Annotated in this window: 20 protein-coding genes; 15 read left to right on the top strand and 5 right to left on the bottom strand. The window is 54.0% G+C overall.

Annotated features, from left to right (window positions below):
* Positions 1-19 precede the first annotated feature (19 nt).
* From aat to infA, 3 genes are all read left to right on the top strand, one after another.
* Positions 20-739, top strand: a complete 720-nt coding sequence (gene aat / locus BT114_RS01560) for a leucyl/phenylalanyl-tRNA--protein transferase (protein WP_072324545.1) — start codon at positions 20-22, stop codon at positions 737-739.
* Positions 729-1,469 (top strand): arginyltransferase, encoded by a 741-nt coding sequence (locus BT114_RS01555; RefSeq protein ID WP_281248987.1) that lies wholly within the window; start codon positions 729-731, stop codon positions 1,467-1,469. The genes aat and BT114_RS01555 overlap by 11 nt, the downstream gene beginning before the upstream one ends.
* 89 nt (positions 1,470-1,558) lie before the next feature.
* The gene (infA, locus tag BT114_RS01550) at positions 1,559-1,777 is read left to right on the top strand and encodes a translation initiation factor IF-1 (RefSeq protein WP_072324543.1); all 219 of its coding nucleotides are present in this window, start codon (positions 1,559-1,561) and stop codon (positions 1,775-1,777) included.
* A gap of 87 nt (positions 1,778-1,864) precedes the next feature.
* Here the strand turns inward: infA and clpA are convergent, their stop codons facing one another.
* A complete protein-coding gene (gene clpA / locus BT114_RS01545) occupies positions 1,865-4,147 on the bottom strand; it encodes an ATP-dependent Clp protease ATP-binding subunit ClpA (protein WP_072324542.1) in 2,283 nt (760 codons plus the stop codon).
* 54 nt (positions 4,148-4,201) lie between these two features.
* Positions 4,202-4,564 carry an ATP-dependent Clp protease adapter ClpS gene (clpS, locus tag BT114_RS01540; protein ID WP_072324868.1) on the bottom strand — a complete coding sequence of 121 codons (363 nt, stop codon included), beginning with the start codon at positions 4,562-4,564 and terminating at the stop codon, positions 4,202-4,204.
* 221 nt (positions 4,565-4,785) lie between these two features.
* Between clpS and BT114_RS01535 the strand changes: the two genes are divergently transcribed.
* The 10 genes from BT114_RS01535 to BT114_RS01490 all read left to right on the top strand — a co-directional run bounded on the left by BT114_RS01535 (position 4,786) and on the right by BT114_RS01490 (position 15,066).
* Positions 4,786-5,394, top strand: coding sequence for a pseudouridine synthase (locus BT114_RS01535; protein WP_072324541.1), 609 nt, complete (start codon positions 4,786-4,788; stop codon positions 5,392-5,394).
* Entirely contained in the window at positions 5,391-5,855 is a 465-nt protein-coding gene (locus BT114_RS01530; RefSeq protein WP_072324540.1) for an NUDIX hydrolase, read from the top strand. Before BT114_RS01535 ends, BT114_RS01530 begins: the two co-directional genes overlap by 4 nt.
* A gap of 3 nt (positions 5,856-5,858) precedes the next feature.
* A complete protein-coding gene (locus BT114_RS01525) occupies positions 5,859-7,013 on the top strand; it encodes an MFS transporter (RefSeq protein WP_072324539.1) in 1,155 nt (384 codons plus the stop codon).
* Positions 7,014-7,087: 74 nt separating this feature from the next.
* Complete coding sequence (gene mnmA / locus BT114_RS01520; RefSeq protein ID WP_281248986.1) at positions 7,088-8,224, top strand: tRNA 2-thiouridine(34) synthase MnmA; 1,137 nt, start codon at positions 7,088-7,090, stop codon at positions 8,222-8,224.
* Positions 8,221-8,844 carry a high frequency lysogenization protein HflD gene (gene hflD / locus BT114_RS01515; RefSeq protein ID WP_084661773.1) on the top strand — a complete coding sequence of 208 codons (624 nt, stop codon included), beginning with the start codon at positions 8,221-8,223 and terminating at the stop codon, positions 8,842-8,844. The genes mnmA and hflD overlap by 4 nt, the downstream gene beginning before the upstream one ends.
* 41 nt (positions 8,845-8,885) lie before the next feature.
* A complete protein-coding gene (gene purB / locus BT114_RS01510; protein WP_072324537.1) occupies positions 8,886-10,262 on the top strand; it encodes an adenylosuccinate lyase in 1,377 nt (458 codons plus the stop codon).
* Position 10,263: 1 nt separating this feature from the next.
* Positions 10,264-11,481 (top strand): cupin domain-containing protein, encoded by a 1,218-nt coding sequence (locus tag BT114_RS01505; RefSeq protein WP_072324536.1) that lies wholly within the window; start codon positions 10,264-10,266, stop codon positions 11,479-11,481.
* Positions 11,482-11,516: 35 nt separating this feature from the next.
* The gene (locus BT114_RS01500; RefSeq protein ID WP_072324535.1) at positions 11,517-12,500 is read left to right on the top strand and encodes a GNAT family N-acetyltransferase; all 984 of its coding nucleotides are present in this window, start codon (positions 11,517-11,519) and stop codon (positions 12,498-12,500) included.
* Between the two features lie 188 nt (positions 12,501-12,688).
* Positions 12,689-14,284: an isocitrate lyase gene (locus BT114_RS01495; protein ID WP_072324534.1), complete on the top strand. Its 1,596-nt coding sequence runs from the start codon at positions 12,689-12,691 to the stop codon at positions 14,282-14,284.
* Positions 14,285-14,667: 383 nt separating this feature from the next.
* Positions 14,668-15,066, top strand: coding sequence for a hypothetical protein (locus BT114_RS01490; RefSeq protein WP_245770368.1), 399 nt, complete (start codon positions 14,668-14,670; stop codon positions 15,064-15,066).
* A 69-nt stretch (positions 15,067-15,135) separates the two neighbouring features.
* Here BT114_RS01490 and BT114_RS01485 read toward each other — a convergent pair whose 3' ends face one another.
* A complete protein-coding gene (locus BT114_RS01485; RefSeq protein ID WP_072324533.1) occupies positions 15,136-15,504 on the bottom strand; it encodes a histone-like nucleoid-structuring protein, MvaT/MvaU family in 369 nt (122 codons plus the stop codon).
* A 128-nt stretch (positions 15,505-15,632) separates the two neighbouring features.
* On the opposite strand from BT114_RS01485, the gene coaE reads away from it, so the two are divergent.
* Positions 15,633-16,274 carry a dephospho-CoA kinase gene (gene coaE / locus BT114_RS01480; RefSeq protein WP_072324532.1) on the top strand — a complete coding sequence of 214 codons (642 nt, stop codon included), beginning with the start codon at positions 15,633-15,635 and terminating at the stop codon, positions 16,272-16,274.
* The gene (gene yacG / locus BT114_RS01475) at positions 16,271-16,465 is read left to right on the top strand and encodes a DNA gyrase inhibitor YacG (protein WP_072324531.1); all 195 of its coding nucleotides are present in this window, start codon (positions 16,271-16,273) and stop codon (positions 16,463-16,465) included. The genes coaE and yacG overlap by 4 nt, the downstream gene beginning before the upstream one ends.
* On the opposite strand, the gene BT114_RS01470 is transcribed toward yacG, so the two are convergent.
* Together BT114_RS01470 and argJ are read right to left on the bottom strand one after the other, a co-directional pair.
* Entirely contained in the window at positions 16,450-17,391 is a 942-nt protein-coding gene (locus BT114_RS01470) for a Nudix family hydrolase (RefSeq protein WP_072324530.1), read from the bottom strand. The two genes, yacG and BT114_RS01470, sit on opposite strands and share 16 nt — an antisense overlap.
* 13 nt (positions 17,392-17,404) lie before the next feature.
* Positions 17,405-18,622: a bifunctional glutamate N-acetyltransferase/amino-acid acetyltransferase ArgJ gene (argJ, locus tag BT114_RS01465; protein WP_072324529.1), complete on the bottom strand. Its 1,218-nt coding sequence runs from the start codon at positions 18,620-18,622 to the stop codon at positions 17,405-17,407.
* Positions 18,623-18,704: the final 82 nt, after the last annotated feature.

Genomic DNA, 18,704 nt, shown 5'->3' with positions numbered 1-18,704 from the left:
ACAGCTTGCAGGCTCCGACATGCTTGAAATCTGGCAACTGGATGAAACCCTCTGGTTCCCCTCTCCCCACCGTGCGCTCAAGGAGCCCAATGGCTTACTGGCCTTTGGTGGTGATCTATCTCCCGAGCGCCTGCTGACAGCCTATCGTATGGGTATTTTCCCCTGGTTCAGTGAAGGTGAGCCGCCCCTCTGGTGGTCACCGGCACCTCGCATGGTGCTTTATCCTGAGGAGGTCAAAATCAGTCGCAGCCTGAGTAAACGCCTGAAGCGCGGTGACTTTGAACTGACCCTCGACCTGGCCTTTTCACAAGTCATTCATCAATGCGCCAGCCTGCGTGAACACAGCACCGGTACCTGGATTACACCGGAGATGGAAAGTGCCTATAATGTATTGCATCAGCGGGGTTATGCCCATTCGGTGGAAGCCTGGCAAGAGGGTAAGCTGGTGGGAGGGCTTTATGGACTGGCACTCGGTGGTATCTTTTTTGGCGAGTCGATGTTCAGCACCGCCACTGATGCATCCAAAGCAGCGCTGGTGTTTCTGGCACAACACCTGCAACGGCAAGGCTTCCATCTGATTGACTGCCAGGTGCATTCAAACCACCTGGCAAGCCTTGGAGCACGTGAAATACCCCGCGAAACCTTTTTGCAGGCGCTGCAACTGCATACTGCCAGTCAACTGCAATTTCTGGATGCTTTAAAAGCCCCTGTACAGCAGGAGGATGCAAGTGACCATTAACAATCCCGGCTCACAGGCAGTGGCACTGCGTTTTTACCAGACCATGCCACACCGCTGCAGTTATCTGGCGGAGCGAGAAGCCACCACCCTGTTTCTGGACCCACAACAACCCCTGACACCAGCCATCTATGATGCACTCACTCAGGTGGGCTTTCGTCGCAGTGGTCGCCACCTCTATCGCCCTCACTGTCAGGGGTGCAATGCCTGCCAGTCCGTGCGCGTACAAGTGCAGGGCTTCCGCTTTAACCGCCAGCAACGCAAAATCTGGAATCGCAACCAGGACTTGAGCTGGCTGGTCACCCCCACTCGCTTCACCGATGAATACTACCAACTCTACCGGCGTTATCTGGAAAGTCGCCATGCCGATGGCGACATGTTCCCACCCAGCGAAGAACAATTCCGCAGCTTTTTGCTGTTAAGTGAATCCTGGGCAAGACTGGTCGAGTTCCGTGATGCACACGGCCAGCTTCTCGCTGTAGCGGCTGTGGATCGCCTGTCGGATGGCTTGTCTGCAATTTATACCTTTTATGATCCGGAACAGAAACGCCGCAGTCTTGGGGTTTATGCCGTACTCTGGCAAATTGAAGAAGCCCGTCAACAAGATCTGCCCCATGTTTACCTGGGCTACTGGATCAGTGAGTGCCGCAAGATGAGCTACAAGGAAAACTACCAGCCACTGGAAATTCTGCAACAGCAGGAATGGCAACCCTTCCCGGCGCGCGATAAATAAAAGCCTTCCAATCCTGCTTTCCTTTGCGCTTTGTCGAAAAATCAGGCAGAATGCTGGCGGTTTTTTCCGACATCAGAGGTTTATGCCGAATGGCAAAAGAAGATCATATTGAAATGGAAGGCGTGGTGATCGATACCCTGCCAAATACCATGTTCCGCGTTGAGCTGGAAAACGGCCATGTGCTGACTGCTCACATTTCCGGCAAGATGCGCAAGAACTACATCCGCATTCTGACCGGTGACAAGGTCAAGGTTGAGCTGTCTCCCTATGACCTGACCAAAGGCCGCATCACCTACCGCGCGCGCTGAAGCCAGACCTGGGGCGACTCCCTTCGCCCCGGCTTTCCCCGACTCGAATCATCTGCTGGCTCGAATCACCTGAAGAAGGCCCCGCCGTTAAACGGCGCCTTCCTCTTCTGCTTGTGCTGCCGGTTCAAACTCCAGCGCCAGCCCATCCTTATCCACGCTGACATGCACCGTACCACCGTTGGCGGCCAGCTCACCAAAGAGAATCGCTTCAGCCATCGGCTTCTTGATCTGTTCCTGGATCAAACGCGCCATTGGGCGAGCCCCCATGGCTTCGTCATAACCTTTTTCAGCCAACCAGGCACGCGCTTTAGCGTCCACCTCCAGCACCACCCGCTTGTCATCCAACTGGGCTTGAAGCTCGACCAGGAACTTGTCCACCACACTCTTGATGACTTCGGTATCCAGCGCCTTGAACTGGATGATGGCATCCAGCCGGTTACGGAACTCCGGTGTGAACAGCTTACGGATGGCTTCCATTCCGTCAGTGCTGTGGTCCTGATGTTGAAAGCCGATGGAACGGCGACTCATGACTTCTGCGCCGGCATTGGTGGTCATCACCAGAATCACATTGCGGAAATCTGCCTTGCGGCCATTGTTGTCCGTTAAAGTGCCGTGGTCCATCACCTGCAGCAGCAGGTTAAAGACTTCCGGGTGGGCTTTTTCAATTTCATCCAGCAGCAGCACACAATGCGGATTTTTGGTGATGGCCTCAGTCAACAGGCCGCCCTGGTCATAACCGACATAACCGGGCGGTGCACCAATCAAGCGTGACACGGTGTGCCGTTCCATGTACTCGGACATGTCAAACCGCACCAGCTCAATACCCAGTGTACGCGCCAACTGTTTGGTGACCTCGGTTTTACCCACCCCGGTAGGACCGGCAAACAGGAAAGCACCAATGGGTTTTTCCGGGGCCTTTAAACCGGCACGGGACAGCTTGATGGCATTGGCCAGTGCACCAATACCTTCATCCTGACCAAACACCAGCATTTTGAGATCGCGCTCAACATTGCGCAGCACTTCCTTATCGTTGCTGGACACGGTTTTTGGCGGAATCCGGGCAATCTTCGCGACAATGGCTTCCACTTCACTGACACCAATCACCTGTACCCGCTGCCCTTCCGGCAGCAGTTGCTGATAAGCACCGGCTTCATCCACCACATCGATGGCCTTGTCCGGCAGGTGGCGGTCGTTGATGTAACGAGCAGCCAGGCGTGCCGCTGTTTCCAGCGCATGATCGTCATAACGCAGCTTGTGGTGCTGCTCAAAACGACTCTTCAAGCCTTTCAGAATGGCAATGGTGTCTTCAACACTCGGCTCCATCACATCAATCTTCTGGAAGCGCCGCGCCAAAGCACGATCCTTTTCAAAGATGCCACGAAACTCCTGGAAGGTCGTTGAACCGATGCAGCGCAGCTCGCCACTGGACAACATGGGTTTCAACAGATTGGAGGCATCCATCACACCGCCGGAAGCCGCACCGGCACCAATGATGGTGTGGATTTCATCAATGAACAGGATGGCATTGTCCTGCTTTTTCAGTTCATGCAGCAGCGCCTTGAGGCGTTTTTCAAAATCGCCCCGATATTTGGTGCCTGCCAGCAACGCACCCAGATCCAGCGAATAAACGATGGCATCAGCAATCACTTCCGGTACTTCACCATCCACAATGCGCTTGGCCAGGCCTTCAGCAATGGCGGTTTTACCGACACCGGCTTCACCCACCAGCAGCGGGTTGTTCTTGCGACGCCGCGCCAGCACCTGAATGACCCGTTCAATTTCATGGTCACGACCCACCAGCGGATCAATGCGTCCGATGCGGGCCTGTTCATTCAGGTTGGTGGCAAAGCTGTGCAACGGATGATTGGTGCTGACACCTTCTGCCTCTTCCTGCTCCTGACCAAACAGGTTGCCATGTTGCTCGGAGTTGTCTGATACCTTGGAAATACCGTGAGAGATGTAATTCACCACATCCACACGGGCAATATCCTGTTGTTTGAGGAAATAAACGGCCTGGCTTTCCTGCTCACTGAAGATGGCCACCAGTACATTGGCACCGGTCACCTCACTCTTGCCGGAAGACTGCACATGAAATACGGCACGTTGCAACACGCGCTGGAAGCCAAGTGTTGGTTGAGTTTCCCGTTCCAGATTGTCATCCGGGATTACCGGGGTGGTGGCCTGAATGAAATCACCAAGATCTCGACGTATATTGCCAAGATCTGCACCACATGCCTTCAATACCTGAGCAGCAGACTCATTATCCAGCAGGGCCAGCAGCAGGTGTTCGACGGTCATGAATTCATGGCGTTGGCGCCTTGCCAGGGTGAACGCCTCATTCAGCGTGTGTTCAAGATCTTTGCTAAGCATGAGCCTACCCTCACTTACCCGCCTGGGAACCATTAATGACCCGTTACAGGCCGATTACTCCGCTACTTCCACATTGCACATGAGGGGATGCTGATTCTCACGGGCAAAGTCCACAACCAGGGCTGCTTTTGTTTCAGCCACATCCCTGGTGAACACTCCGCAGACTGCACGCCCCTGTGTATGCACAGCCAGCATGATCTGCGAGGCTTTTTCCATGTCCATATGAAAAAACTTCATCAATACCTCAATCACAAACTCCATCGGAGTAAAATCATCATTCAGCATTACAACCTTATACAGCGGCGGCATTTTCAGCTTTGGCTTAGCCTCAACCGTGGCAAGGCCTCCATCGCCCTGCCTTTCGTGCTCATCCTCACCGGGGCCGCCCGAACAGCGGACTGGGGTGGTGGCAACCATCTGTGACTTCAACGTCCAACCCTCTTGCATCAACGCTCCTGACCACTTAGTCTCCTGCCGGTGCAAATAATTCCCTCGACAGAAGGCATAAGCCTTTCACTAGAACATAGGGATAAATCAGCAAAATCACAAGGGAAGCCAGCAAAAAAACCTGCTGCGCCAACCATCTGGGACCTGCTTGCCCCTTCCAGCAGCCCACCAACTGATACCATGAGACAGTCATGAGTGACCTTTTTCTGTTTTACAAGCCTTATCAGGTGTTATCCCAGTTCACGGATGACAAAGGCCGTACCACCCTGGCTGAATACATCAAGACCGAAGGCATTTATCCTGCCGGTCGCCTGGACTATGACTCTGAAGGTTTATTACTGCTGACAGGGGATGGGGAACTGCAGGCCCGCATCACCCATCCTGAGTTCAAACTGCCAAAAACCTACTGGGTGCAGGTGGAAGGTCAGATCACCGATGAAGCCCTGACCGCACTGAGCAACGGTGTCGAACTGAATGATGGCAAAACACGCCCGGCGCGTGCGCGTCATATGAAAGAACCCAAACTGCCGCCTCGTTCAGAACCGGTGAGCCCTCGGCCCGGCAAGGGCACCAGCTGGCTGGAAATCACCCTGATTGAAGGACGCAACCGCCAGGTCCGGCGCATGACGGCCCATGTCGGTTTCCCGACCCTGCGATTGATTCGCTGGTCCATCGGCACCTGGACGCTGGAAGGCATGAAACCGGGCCAGATCAGACAAACCCAGGTGCACCTGCCCACCAAAGCGCACAAGGTGGCACTCAAGCCCCGTAAAAAAGGCGTGAAAAAGGAGCAACCATGAGTCGCTGGACCCCCAATTCTACCGTGGCCACCCTGGTCTTTGATGGTGAGCGTTTTCTGCTGGTGGAAGAGCTGGATCAGATGGCACGCCCCGGTACACCGGTACTCAATCAGCCCGCAGGACACCTGGAGCTGGATGAAGACCTGATGACTGCGGCAGAGCGTGAAACCTTGGAAGAAACCGGCTGGCAGGTGAAGGTGGAAGCCTATCTGGGGTTGTACATCAACATTGCACCCAATGGCATCACCTATCACCGCCACTGCTTCATTGCCAGCCCGGTGGCCGAAGTGCCGAACGCACCGCTGGATGAAGGCATTCTTGGTCCACGCTGGATGACCTTTGCGGAAATCCTTGCCGCTGAAGCGGCAGACCGGCTGCGCAGCCCAATGGTACGCCCCTGCTGCGAAGATTTTCTGGCCGGTAAACGTTATCCACTGGAGTTGATCCGGGATTTTCGCTGAAAAATGAAAGTGCACATCCCGGCCAAGAGTCGCCCTACGGTACTGGCCAGCCTGGTACTGACACTGACCCTGGTTTCGGATGCAGTACTTTACCTGCTGCTACCGCTTTATTTTGAGTCCTTTGGCCTGACGCTGATCTGGGTTGGTATTCTGCTTGCTGCCAACCGCCTGATCCGCCTGGCCATCAACCCCTGGGTGATGCACTACTTCCTGCTGCTGGGTCCACGTCACTCGGTGATTATTGCGGTAACGCTCGCCACGCTGGCCAGCCTGGCCTTTGTTTTCATCCATCAGATCTGGATATTGCTGCTGGCCCGCTGCCTGTGGGGGGCTGCTTATGCCCTGATGCGTCAGGCCTGCCTGCACTATGCAACCGAACACCCTCAACAACGCATGCAGAATCTTGGCTGGTTCACCACCCTGCAGGAGGTTGGCCCACTGCTGGTGTTACTGGCTGCCCCTTGGCTTACCGGGCTGTTTTCCACCCAGGCAGTGCTACTGCTGGCCAGCGGCCTGTGCCTGGTGGCTTTCATTCCAGCACTGGCCCTGCCACCCAGCCAATCCGGCAACAATCAGGCGGCGTTTCGTTTCACCCTGCCCTGGCCCGGTGCCTGGCAACAACTGACACTGCTGGTCTGCCTGCTGTTTGATGGCCTGTGGCTGGTGATGCTGGCTCCCCAGTTACGTCAGCTCGGCTGGGGACTGCCCGAAGCTCTGGCACTGGCGTCACTGCTGATGGTGGGCAAACGCCTGTTCAATCTGCTGCTGGGCATCATCAGCGTGCGTTTTTCCCTGTTTCAACAGGAAGACCCCTGGCTGTATGCCGCCCTGCTGCTACTTCTGCCTGCCGGATTGCTGCTGCCCGGACCCGGCATACTGATCGGCAGCCTGCTGGCCATCCTCGGTCATGGGTTATTCATGCTGTTGTTACCCAGAAAACTGGCTGACCTGACTCCTGACACCACTGAACGCCAACAGCAATTGAACAGTTTCACCTTCTGGCGCGATGTTGCTGCCGCACTTGGTGCACTACTGGCCGGACTCCTGCTGCAATACCAACTGCTGCAGGTATTTTTCATACTGATGACGCTGCTGACCGGCTGGCAGGTATTCAGGGTTTATCGTCTTGATCAAAGGCACTCAAACGATTCCCCTTAAAATAAAACCACCATTTCATGTATAATCGGCCACTGTTTTATTTAACTTGATCCTTGTCGAGCCCGGAGCCACCAGTGCCTGTTGCCACCTTACCTGACCCTGCATCCACCCGCGTGATTGTCGGCATGTCCGGCGGTGTGGATTCTTCTGTTTCTGCCCTGCTGTTGCTGCAGCAGGGGTATCAGGTGGAAGGGCTGTTCATGAAGAACTGGGAAGAGGACGACAACACCGAATACTGTACCGCCAAGGAAGATTATGCCGATGCCCAGGCGGTGTGTGACAAGCTGGGGATCAAACTCCACGCAGCCAATTTTGCTGCCGAGTACTGGGATCATGTGTTTGAGCATTTTCTGGCTGAATACCAGGCCGGACGCACCCCCAACCCGGACATCCTCTGTAACCGCGAAATCAAGTTCAAGGCCTTTCTGGACTACGCCCGCTTGTTGGGTGCCGATTACATTGCCACCGGCCATTATGTACGCCGTGGCCAGGATGAAAACGGCCAGGCTCTGCTGCTGCGCGGGCTGGACAACAACAAGGATCAGAGTTATTTCCTGCATGCCGTGGGGCACCGTGAGATCGGCCTGACCTTTTTCCCGGTGGGTGAGCTGGCCAAGCCGGAAGTACGGCGTCTGGCCGAAGCACACGGATTGGTTACGGCAAAGAAAAAGGATTCCACCGGCATCTGCTTCATCGGTGAGCGGCGCTTCAGTGATTTCCTCAAGCGTTACCTGCCCGCGCAGCCGGGTGAGATGGTCACTGATCAGGGCGAAGTTATCGGTCAGCATGCCGGACTCATGTATTACACCCTCGGCCAGCGTCAGGGCCTGGGCATTGGTGGCGTCAAGGGTTACCCGGAAGCGCCCTGGTTTGTGGCTGGCAAGGATCTGGAAAACAACCGCCTGACGGTGGTTCAGGGTGAGGACCACCCCTTGCTGTTCACCAACGGATTGATCAGTGCTGCCCCGGACTGGGTTGCTGGCCATCCACCTGCCACGGATTTCCAATGTACCGCCAAGGTGCGTTACCGCCAGGGAGATCAGCAGTGTGTGGTACAACTACTCGATGAAGGCCGCTGCCGCGTGGTGTTCAGTGAACCTCAGCGGGCCGTGACACCAGGGCAGTCAGTGGTTTTTTACCAGGGTGATATCTGCCTGGGTGGCGGTGTGATTGAAACAACCTTTTTACTGGAAAGCGGAAAAACTGCATGAACAGCCTTGATTCCGGCATGCGCCAGACCCTTGCTCTGGCCGGTGTATTTCAGGCCGCACAACTGGTGCATGACATGGCCCAGCGCGGTCTGGTCGACCAGGATACCTTTGAAACCAGTGTTGGCTCGATTCTGGTCACAGACCCGGAGCGCACTGAAGATATCTACGGCGGTGACTTTTTCAACCTGCGCAGTGGCGCCCGCGCCTTGCGCAAGATTCTGACCAAAGAGGGTGACGTTCACCCGAATGTGCTGCGTTATGCCATGGCCATGCTGGTACTGCAGACCAAACTCACCAAAAATCCCGGCATGCTCACTGCCATCGGTCAGCGCCTGGATGCCATCAAGGCACAGGCACTGCATTTCAGCCCGACTCACGAAAATGTGCTGGCAGCACTGGCCGGGCTCTATCAGGACACCCTCAGCACCCTGTCATTCCGGGTGCAGGTTCACGGTGATCCCAACGTTTTGCAACAGCAGGGCAATGCCGATAAAATTCGCACCCTGCTGCTGGCAGGCATCCGCTCCGCCATGCTCTGGTCTCAGGCAGGTGGCAAGCGCTGGAAACTGCTGTTCTCCCGCAAACGCATCCTGAAAGACCTGGATGCCCTGGGCTTCTGATACGCCGAACTTCAATTCCTTTCAAACATCCGGAACCTCGCATGTCACTTGATCAACTCTCCGCCCTGACCGCTCTGTCTCCCGTTGATGGCCGCTACGGCAGCAAAACTGCTGCGCTGCGCGAACACTTTTCCGAATACGGATTGATCCGTGCGCGGGTTGAGGTCGAAGTGCGCTGGTTGCAGCGTCTGGCAGAACACCCTGAAATCAGCGAAGTGCCCGCGCTTTCAGCAGAAGCCAACCAACTGCTGAATGATCTGATCGCCAATTTTTCCGTGGCCGATGCTGAAGCAGTCAAAACCCATGAGCGGGTCACCAATCACGACGTGAAAGCGGTCGAGTACTTCATCAAGGATCGCATTGAAGTGCTGCCTGAACTGGCTGCCATCAGCGAGTTTGTCCACTTTGCCTGTACCAGTGAAGACATCAACAACCTGTCTCATGCGCTGATGTTAAAAGGCGGCCTTGAGCAGGTGCTGCTGCCGGAAATGCGCAGTGTTGCCAACGCCATCCGTGATCTGGCCCATAAAAATGCCGAAGTGCCGCTCTTGTCACGCACCCACGGCCAGACCGCCAGCCCCTCCACGCTGGGCAAGGAAATGGCCAACGTGGTGTATCGCCTGGAGCGCCAGATCCGTCAGGTGGAAGCGGTGGAACTATTAGGCAAGATCAACGGTGCCGTGGGCAACTACAACGCTCACCTGAGTGCTTATCCAAAAATTGACTGGCAGGCCAATGCCGAAGTGTTTGTGAAAAGCCTGGGACTGAACTGGAACCCCTACACCACCCAGATTGAACCTCACGACTACATTGCCGAGCTGTTTGATGCCATCGCCCGTTTTAATACCATCCTGATCGACTTTGACCGGGATGTCTGGGGTTACATTTCACTGGGTTATTTCAAGCAGAAAACCGTGGCTGGTGAAATCGGCTCTTCCACCATGCCCCACAAGGTCAACCCCATCGACTTTGAAAACTCCGAAGGCAATCTGGGCATTGCCAATGCGCTGTTTGACCACCTGGCTGCCAAACTGCCGATTTCCCGCTGGCAGCGTGACCTGACCGACTCCACCGTACTGCGCAACCTGGGTGTCGGCCTGGGCCACAGCCTGATTGCTTACCAGGCCAGCCTGAAGGGTATTTCCAAGCTGGAAACCAATCCGGCACGCCTGGCTGCAGATCTGGATGCAGCCTGGGAAGTACTGGCTGAGCCGATACAAACAGTGATGCGCCGTTACGGCATTGAAAAGCCCTATGAAAAACTCAAAGAGCTGACCCGTGGCAAAAGCATCACCCAACAGGGCATGATCGAGTTCATTGATACCCTGGCGATTCCTGATGAAGCCAAACAGGAGTTAAAAGCCCTGACACCAGCCAACTACATCGGCAATGCCATTGCCCAGGCCAGGGCCATCTGACATGACCTCATCCATCTCGATTCTGGGCTCCATCAGTCGTGAAGACTTTCTGCGTGACTACTGGCAGAAAAAACCATTGCTGATCCGCCAGGCACTGCCCGGTTTTACACCGCCGCTGGACATTGACGAGCTGGCGGGGCTGGCGCTGGAAGAAACCGTGGAGTCGAGGATTGTGATGGAGCAAGGGCCTGAAGCGCCCTGGCAGCTGTTCAACGGCCCTTTTGAAGAAGCGTTTTTTGACCAGTTGCCCGCAACCAACTGGACCCTGCTGGTGCAGGCTGTAGATCATCTGCTGCCAGAGGTCGGTGAACTGCTGCAACACTTTGACTTTCTGCCACGCTGGCGGGTCGATGACATCATGATCAGTTATGCACCACCCGGCGGCAGTGTTGGTCCACACATCGATTATTATGATGTATTTTTACTCCAGGCATCCGGTCAGCGCCGCTGGCAGTTGGGTCAGTTCTGTGATGAATCCACCCCGCTGCGCACTGATACCCGCCTGAAAATTCTCACCGAGTTTCAGGCCAGTCCGGAGATGGACTGGGTACTGGAACCCGGTGACCTGTTGTACCTGCCACCACAGCTGGCACACTGGGGCACCTCGCTCAGTGAGGACTGTACCACCTGGTCTGTCGGTTTCCGTGCTCCCAGCGCCGAAGAAGCCCTCTGCGGTGCTGCAGATTTCATCGGTGAACGCCTGAAAGAAGATCAGCGCTACACCGATGCTGACCTGACACTTCCTCGCCATCCTGCCGAAATGGATGATGCGGCCATCCAGCGCCTGAAAAACCTGCTGCAAACCGCACTGGACAACCCGGCGGCACTGAGTGAATGGTTTGGTCGTGCCATAACCCAGACCAAGTATGAAGACCAGCTACTGCCACCGGAACAACCCTGGCAGCAGGAACAACTGGAAGCCCTGCTGCGTTTTGCAGCACCTAACCAGGTGTTACTGGCTGTTGCCGAAGGCAGTCGACTGGCGTTTCGTGCCGCAGCAGAAGGGCGCTGGTTATTTGCAGACGGTGAAGCCTGGTGCTACCCGGCAAGCCTGCAGGGCTGGATTGAAAACCTGTGCCAGCAGTTCACCTTTGACACACAATTCATTAAACTGGCGTTACAAAGCCCTGAATCAACGGCCTTGTTACTGCAATTGATCAACCAGGGCAGCCTGTATCTCCCCGATGAAGCAGATGAAAGGGGCCAGGCACTGCACTGAAGGAAACCTTTCAATCCAACCAACAGGAGTTCCCGATGACTGATACGGCCACGCAGAGCAGCCGAGCCCGCCTTGTAGCACGGCAAGGTAGTTGGGAACAGCTAGGGGAAGATTGCCGCCTGATCCGTCACAAGGTTTTTGTAGCAGAACAACAAATTCCAGCTGATGAAGAATGGGATGAACAGGATGCTGTCAGCGAACACTTCCTGTTACTGGTTAATGATCGTCCGGTTGCCACAGCCCGTGTCACACCCGATGGCAAGATTGGTCGACTTGCCGTGCTGCAGCCCCTGCGCGGCAAAGGCCTGGGCGAAAAGATCATGCAGCGGGCCATTGAACACTGTCGCCGCATCGGTTTGAAAAAAGTTGGCCTGAATGCCCAGATCAGCGCATTGGGGCTGTATCAGAAACTCGGTTTCAAGGCTGCCGGTGAGGAATACATGGAAGTCGGCATTCCCCATCTACCGATGGAACTGGAGCTCACTACCGAGCAGCAGCAAGATAGCCAACTGACTGAGTCAGACATACTTGATTCACTTCCGACGACCAATCAGCTGCGTATTCAAGGCCACGAACAATTACGCCTTTGCATCACCACACTGATCAAACAGGCCAGCCGCAGTTTTGCTTTGGAAACTCCGGCTTACATCGATCAATGGTTCTCGGAAGATACTTTATCTCCCTTGTTATCTCTGGCACGCCGTCATCAACATAGCCGTGTGCAGTGTTTATTGGGGGAAACCCGTCAGTTTGCACGCCAGGGTGGCGCCTTGTTAAAACTTTACCAGCGTGCACCCAGTCATATCGAAATCCGCCAGTCGCATGCACTCTATCGTCCGGCACAACAAGCCTTGCTATTGATTGATGAACGTCATCTGCTGTGGTGGCCTCACTACCGCGAATCCCGCGCCGAGCTTTACACCGCAGAGCATCGCGAGGCCTACCGGGCAGCGCAGGCATTCAAAGTCAACTGGAGCAAGGCCGAGGTATCCAGGCATTTGCAGACCCAGCAACTCTGATAAATCACTTCCCGTCATGATCCTGTAATTTGACTACCACTGTAGTCAAATTACAACCAAAACCCCCCGACTAATGCCTATTTGTATCTCGATGGATGCTGGTGCATGATGCACTGCACCAAACGGTTGGCAACCCGAGATGTTAACCGTGGACGTCAATAAACCAGCACCTGTTTTGAGGAAATAGCATGTCAACTTATCAGAAAGACATCGATGCAGTCGCAACACTGAAAGCCAAAAATGGTTCTGCATGGGATGCGATCAATCCTGAATATGTCGCTCGTATGCGCGCTCAGAACAAATTCAAGACCGGCCTGGACATTGCGCGTTACACCGCTGGCATCATGCGCCGTGACATGGCTGAGTTCGACAAGGACAAAACCAAATACACCCAGTCCCTGGGCTGCTGGCACGGTTTTGTAGGTCAGCAGAAGCTGATCTCCATCAAGAAGCACTTCGGCACCACCGAGCGCAAGTACCTCTACCTGTCTGGCTGGATGGTTGCTGCCCTGCGTTCCGAGTTCGGTCCACTGCCTGACCAGTCCATGCACGAAAAAACCGTTGTTGCCAACCTGGTTGAAGAACTCTACAAATTCCTGCGCCAGGCTGATGCCCGTGAACTGGGTGGCCTGTTCCGTGAACTGGACAAAGCCCGCGAAGCTGGCGACAAGGCTAAAGAAGCCGAAGTTCAGAAGCAGATCGACAACCACCAGACTCACGTAGTGCCAATCATTGCCGACATCGACGCTGGTTTTGGTAACGCTGAAGCGACCTACCTGCTGGCCAAGAAAATGATCGAAGCCGGCGCCTGCTGTCTGCAGATCGAAAACCAGGTGGCTGACGAGAAGCAGTGCGGTCACCAGGACGGTAAAGTGACCGTTCCTCACAACGACTTCCACGCCAAACTGCGTGCCCTGCGTTACGCTTTCCTGGAGCTGGGTGTGGATGACGGTGTGATTGTTGCCCGTACCGACTCTGAAGGCGCTGGTCTGACCAAGGAAATCGCTGTAGTGCGCGAGCCAGGCGACCAGGGTGACGTTTACAACTCCTACCTGGATTGTGAAGAAGTCACTCCTGAGCAAACCTCTGAAGGTGACGTACTGATCAGCCGTAACGGCAAACTGGTTCGTCCGAAGCGTCTGGCTTCCGGCCTGTACCAGTTCCGCGAAGGCACTGGTCACGAGCGTTGTGTATTCGACTGTGTTGAAGCCATCAATGCCGGTGCCGACCTGCTGTGGATCGAAACTGCTGTTCCGACTGTTCACGAAATCCGTGACATGATGAATGAAGTGCGCAAAGTACACCCGGATGCCAAACTGGTTTACAACAACTCGCCTTCTTTCAACTGGACACTGAACTTCCGTCAGCAGGTGTTTGACTCCTGGGTTGAGCAAGGCAAAGACGTTTCTGCCTATGACCGTGCCGACCTGATGAACGCCAAGTACGACGACTCTGAACTGTCTGCTGAAGCTGATGCACGTGTTCGCACCTTCCAGGCCGATTGTTCACGTGAAGCCAACGTGTTCCACCACCTGATTACACTGCCGACTTACCACACCACTGCCTTGTCTGTAGACAACCTGGCGAAAGAGTACTTCGGTGAAGCAGGTATGCTGGGCTACGTGGAAGGCGTACAGCGTAAGGAAATCCGTCAGGGCATCGCCTGTGTGAAGCACCAGAACATGTCTGGTTCTGACATCGGTGACGACCACAAGGAATACTACGCTGGTGAAGCGGCTCTGAAAGCCGGTGGTGCCAAAAACACCTCCAACCAGTTCAGCTAAGCTGACAAGGGACGTGTTCTGACTCATCTTAGCATCGTGTCAGAAGCATCCTGATAAAAAGGCGACCCTTCCAGAAGGTGTCGCCTTTTTTTGTTAGAATGACAAGGAAACTTTTGATTAGCGCAATGAGTGCAGGCAAGGGCAAGCACAATAGTCAATCAGAGGCTTCCAGGCTGATTTCTACTGCAAACTGAATAAGTGGCTCAATGATGACTGACACACCGGCTTTTCTGAAAGACTCCAAAGATTTATTAACTGAACAGGGTTTTGCCACCAGCAATGTCTGGTACCACGGCACCTCCTCGGCGCTGATTGAGTCCATTCAGCAGCAAGGGATACTGCGCTCTGGTGATCAAGCCCTGAGAGAAGCCACCAGAAAAACCATGGCAACCATTGGTGATGATGGTTATACAGACACCACCGAACCTGTTTTCCTCACTCAAAGTAAAGCCTTGGCCTGGTATTGGGCCAGACAAACTGTTCGCAATCGCAGCGTACGCTTTGAGGGCAAGGAGGAACCGGTTGTGTTTGCAGTGCAGCTCCCTGAAAACCTGAACGCCGAGATAAGGCCGGATGTAGGCGCTGCCAGCCTGTTATTGCTGGAAGCAGGTGAGCACTACCTGGCATACCTGGCTGAGATCTATCAGGATAACGGATTCAACCTACCGGTCATCGACCTGATGAAAGCTGATCGCATGGAATATTTAAAACTGCTGGGCATGGCATATATCGATAGAGATATCCCGGCAAACCATGTGAGTTTGGTAAGCAACACCATTTGATTTATAAGTTCCGTCACGGATATAAAAAAGCCCTGATCTTAGTCAGGGCTTTTTTTGAGCTGCAGACAGTTAATCCTTTTCTTCTACCAGCCAGCCTTCAACCGTCTCTGAACCGTGCTCTTTTTTCCACTCTTTCAGAATCTTGTGGTTACCACCACGGGTTTCAATCTTTTCGCCCGTTTTGGGGTTCTGATACACCTTCATCTTGCGGCTACGACGGTTGCCACGACCAGAAACTTTAGTGGATGTTGAAGCATTCAGGCCAAAAATTTCGAGCAGGTCGGCTACAGAGCGCTGGTGTTTATCCAGCAGTGCTTCCACTTCACTTTTGAAATCCAGCTCTTTCTTTAATTGCTGGTTTTCTTCCATTTTTTTAAGTTCATCCTGAAGCTTGCGCAGTAACTCTTCTTTTTCACGGTAGGATGCTAAAATAGACATATTTTTCTCCAGGGGAATTTCAACAGGCGGAGTAATTTTTATACAAAAAAATTTTTTACGCAAGCCTGACATTCAAATCAATATAATTTTATTTTTAGTTTCATGAAACCGAGGCACAAAGCTTTCAAATGACTGGCAACGATATTATAGATCAGCAGAAGCCCCGATTAATTGTTGGTTTAACTGGCGGAATTGGATCAGGGAAAACAGCCGCATCAAATATCTTTGAAAAACTTGGCATCAATGTGATTGATACTGATGTTCTTGCCCGTCAGGCACTGGCTTCAGGCTCGCCTTTGCTTGATCAGGTCTTCTTGCATTTTGGTTATCAACTTCAAAACGACGACGGCAGCCTTGACCGCGCCCAACTGAGGGAACTGGTTTTTAATAATCAGCAGGCACGCATCTGGCTTGAACAGTTAATCCATCCCTGGGTTGCTGAGCAGGTGTCAAGGGCATTAAAACAGAATCAGTCAATTTATAGCATCCTGTCTTCCCCACTGTTATTGGAAACCGCACAGCATCAGCACGTGGACCGCGTACTGGTGATTGACGTGCCTGAAGCAATGCAAATAGAGCGCACCTGCCAACGTGATGGCAACACGCCAGAATTAGTCGAGCGTATTCTTGCCCAGCAGATCAAAAGGGAAGACCGAATCAAACGAGCCGATGATGTGATTAACAACACCGGGAGCTTGAGTGAGCTGCAACAACAGGTAGAATGCCTGCATCAACACTATTTAAAACTGGCTGAAGAAAAAAGCGCATGAAAGGTGAACCAACCCGGATTTTTCCCTGCCCAACCTGTGGCAAACCCTCCATCCTTGGCAAAGAAAACCCCTGGCGGCCCTTTTGCAGCGAACGCTGCAAACTGATCGATTTGGGTGAATGGGCTGCTGAAGAACACAAGATTCCCGGTGAACCAGCCATCACCGATCTGGATGATCAGGAAGACCAGTAACAGCTGATACCAGCAACACCCTGCCCACCCAGACCAAAAACCCTGTCACGGTCGGTGGGCGACATCCCTCCCAGCGCATAGACCGGCATGCGGACCTGTTTAATCAGCTCCTGAAACGCTTGCCAACCTAACGGTGCCACATCTGGATGACAGCTTGTTACTTGTATCGGTGACAAGGTCGCCAGATCAGCCTGCAAGGTTTCAGCCTTTTTCAAGCTGGCCAGGTCATGGCAAGCAACAGACAGCCACTTGTTACTGCTCACCGGGCGATGATGGAAGGCTGCCAGGCGAGCTGAATTCAGGTGCACACCATCAGCATCCACTTGTTCCAGCAATGCTGGATCAGCATTCAGCAATAACTGGGCATTGGCTTTGCGACAGGCCTCCAGAAACTGCTGCGCCACCAAGCGATAGGCTTCAGCATCCAGTTGCGGGGCGCGCAGTTGCACCAACCGGATGCCTTGTTCCAGCGCTTGATGGAGTCGCTGCAACGCCATTTCTGGCGATGCAAAATCACCAGTCACCATATATTGATCTGGCAAACGTATGGCATTCAGAATCGGGCGATTGGCTGCAGGAAAGGAGTAATCACCCAAGTCCTGCATATCCACCCAGCGTACTGGCTGTCCTTCACGCCCCCAGGGTTCTCCCGAGAAGTCCAGCACTTTCCATACATCCAGTAGCACGGTTTTTCCCGGGTATTCATGACGCACCCGGATCAACGGCCTGGCTTTTTGTATTTCAATGCCGAGCTCCTCATGTATTTCCCGCTTCAGGGCCTGCAATCCTGTCTCATAAGGTGCCAACTTGCCGCCGGGGAACTCCCACAACCCGCCCTGATCTGCATTAACAGGCCGACGTGCAATCAGCACCTGGCCTTGCTCATTGATAATGGCAGCAGCAGCAACCAGTAAGGGTTGTGGCATGGTTAGAAAAACCTCAAGTGCGATAGTCAGCGTTGATGGTGACGTAATCGTGCGAGAAGTCGCAGGTCCACACGGTTTCGCTGATTTCACCGCGTCCCAGCAGAATGCGGAAAGTGATTTCTGCCTGCTTCATCACTGCTGAGCCTGCTGCTTCCGTGTAACTGGCTGCACGGCCACCCTTTTCCACCAGCAACACATCACCCAGATAAACCGTCACACCAGATACATCCAGGTTTTCCAGGCCTGGTGCACGCCCTACTGCCGCCAGAATGCGTCCCCAGTTGGCATCACTGGCATACAGCGCTGTTTTAACCAGCGGGGAGTGAGCAACAGTAAAAGCAGCTTCCAGTGCTTCTTCACGGCAGCCTGCCTGTTCTACCTTGACGGTAACAAATTTGGTCGCCCCTTCACCATCACGGACGATGGTATGAGCCAGTTGAGTCATCACTTGCTTCAGGCAAGTGCGGAAAGCCTCCACGGCTTGATGATCTGCAGCATTAATTTCGGCAGAACGTCCGGTGGCAACCAACATGCAGCAATCATTGGTGGAGGTGTCACCATCAATGGTAATACGGTTGAAACTGGCGTCTGCAGCTTCACTCAGCAACTGTTTTAACAGTGGCTGGGCAATGGCAGCATCCGTGGCAACAAAACCCAGCATGGTGGCCATGTTGGGTCGAATCATGCCCGCACCCTTTGCGATGCCACTGATTTTAACCGGCTGTCCATTAATCATGCAGCTGGCCGTAGCACCCTTGGGCTTGGTGTCTGTGGTCATGATACCAGCGGCGGCATCAGCCCAACCTTTTTCCGACAAGGCCTCGAGGGCAGCCGGCAAGGCTGACAGCAGTCGATCCATCGGCAGGGGTTCACCAATCACACCCGTTGAAAATGGCAGTACTGCACTTGCTGTTACACCAGCCAGATCTGCAACGGCTTGACAGCTTTGGCGTGCATTTTCCAGGCCCGACACACCTGTTCCAGCATTGGCATTACCGGTATTGATCAGAAAAAAGCGCGGCGCACTCTTTTGCAGGTGTTCACGAGAAACCTGTACTGGAGCAGCACAAAAAGCATTGAGAGTGAATACACCGGCAACACTGCTGCCTTCAGCCAGCTCAAAGATCACCAAGTCCTTGCGGCCCGGCTTTTTAATGCCTGCACTGGCCGTACCGATCCTGACACCATCAATTGTTTCAAACTCAGGCAACACCAGCTCACCAACGGCCATAACACTCCACCCCAGCGCTATTCAATTCTAACGATTTGGACTATCCCAAAGCTTCCTTTCACCCCGGCTCAATCGAGCCAGG

The organism is Marinospirillum alkaliphilum DSM 21637 (assembly GCF_900119735.1).
Lineage (GTDB): Bacteria > Pseudomonadota > Gammaproteobacteria > Pseudomonadales > Halomonadaceae > Marinospirillum > Marinospirillum alkaliphilum.
This window is presented reverse-complemented; position numbering and strand designations above follow the sequence as displayed.

What these genes read in the sequence shown, in the direction of transcription:
- aat (WP_072324545.1), top strand. Translation starts at nt 20, where the DNA reads ATGCTTGAAATCTGGCAACTGGATGAAACCCTCTGGTTCCCCTCTCCC.
- infA (WP_072324543.1), top strand. Translation starts at nt 1,559, where the DNA reads ATGGCAAAAGAAGATCATATTGAAATGGAAGGCGTGGTGATCGATACC.
- clpA (WP_072324542.1), bottom strand. Translation starts at nt 4,147, where the DNA reads ATGCTTAGCAAAGATCTTGAACACACGCTGAATGAGGCGTTCACCCTG.
- clpS (WP_072324868.1), bottom strand. Translation starts at nt 4,564, where the DNA reads ATGGTTGCCACCACCCCAGTCCGCTGTTCGGGCGGCCCCGGTGAGGAT.
- BT114_RS01535 (WP_072324541.1), top strand. Translation starts at nt 4,786, where the DNA reads ATGAGTGACCTTTTTCTGTTTTACAAGCCTTATCAGGTGTTATCCCAG.
- BT114_RS01530 (WP_072324540.1), top strand. Translation starts at nt 5,391, where the DNA reads ATGAGTCGCTGGACCCCCAATTCTACCGTGGCCACCCTGGTCTTTGAT.
- BT114_RS01525 (WP_072324539.1), top strand. Translation starts at nt 5,859, where the DNA reads ATGAAAGTGCACATCCCGGCCAAGAGTCGCCCTACGGTACTGGCCAGC.
- hflD (WP_084661773.1), top strand. Translation starts at nt 8,221, where the DNA reads ATGAACAGCCTTGATTCCGGCATGCGCCAGACCCTTGCTCTGGCCGGT.
- purB (WP_072324537.1), top strand. Translation starts at nt 8,886, where the DNA reads ATGTCACTTGATCAACTCTCCGCCCTGACCGCTCTGTCTCCCGTTGAT.
- BT114_RS01505 (WP_072324536.1), top strand. Translation starts at nt 10,264, where the DNA reads ATGACCTCATCCATCTCGATTCTGGGCTCCATCAGTCGTGAAGACTTT.
- BT114_RS01500 (WP_072324535.1), top strand. Translation starts at nt 11,517, where the DNA reads ATGACTGATACGGCCACGCAGAGCAGCCGAGCCCGCCTTGTAGCACGG.
- BT114_RS01495 (WP_072324534.1), top strand. Translation starts at nt 12,689, where the DNA reads ATGTCAACTTATCAGAAAGACATCGATGCAGTCGCAACACTGAAAGCC.
- BT114_RS01490 (WP_245770368.1), top strand. Translation starts at nt 14,668, where the DNA reads ATGGCAACCATTGGTGATGATGGTTATACAGACACCACCGAACCTGTT.
- BT114_RS01485 (WP_072324533.1), bottom strand. Translation starts at nt 15,504, where the DNA reads ATGTCTATTTTAGCATCCTACCGTGAAAAAGAAGAGTTACTGCGCAAG.
- coaE (WP_072324532.1), top strand. Translation starts at nt 15,633, where the DNA reads ATGACTGGCAACGATATTATAGATCAGCAGAAGCCCCGATTAATTGTT.
- yacG (WP_072324531.1), top strand. Translation starts at nt 16,271, where the DNA reads ATGAAAGGTGAACCAACCCGGATTTTTCCCTGCCCAACCTGTGGCAAA.
- BT114_RS01470 (WP_072324530.1), bottom strand. Translation starts at nt 17,391, where the DNA reads ATGCCACAACCCTTACTGGTTGCTGCTGCTGCCATTATCAATGAGCAA.
- argJ (WP_072324529.1), bottom strand. Translation starts at nt 18,622, where the DNA reads ATGGCCGTTGGTGAGCTGGTGTTGCCTGAGTTTGAAACAATTGATGGT.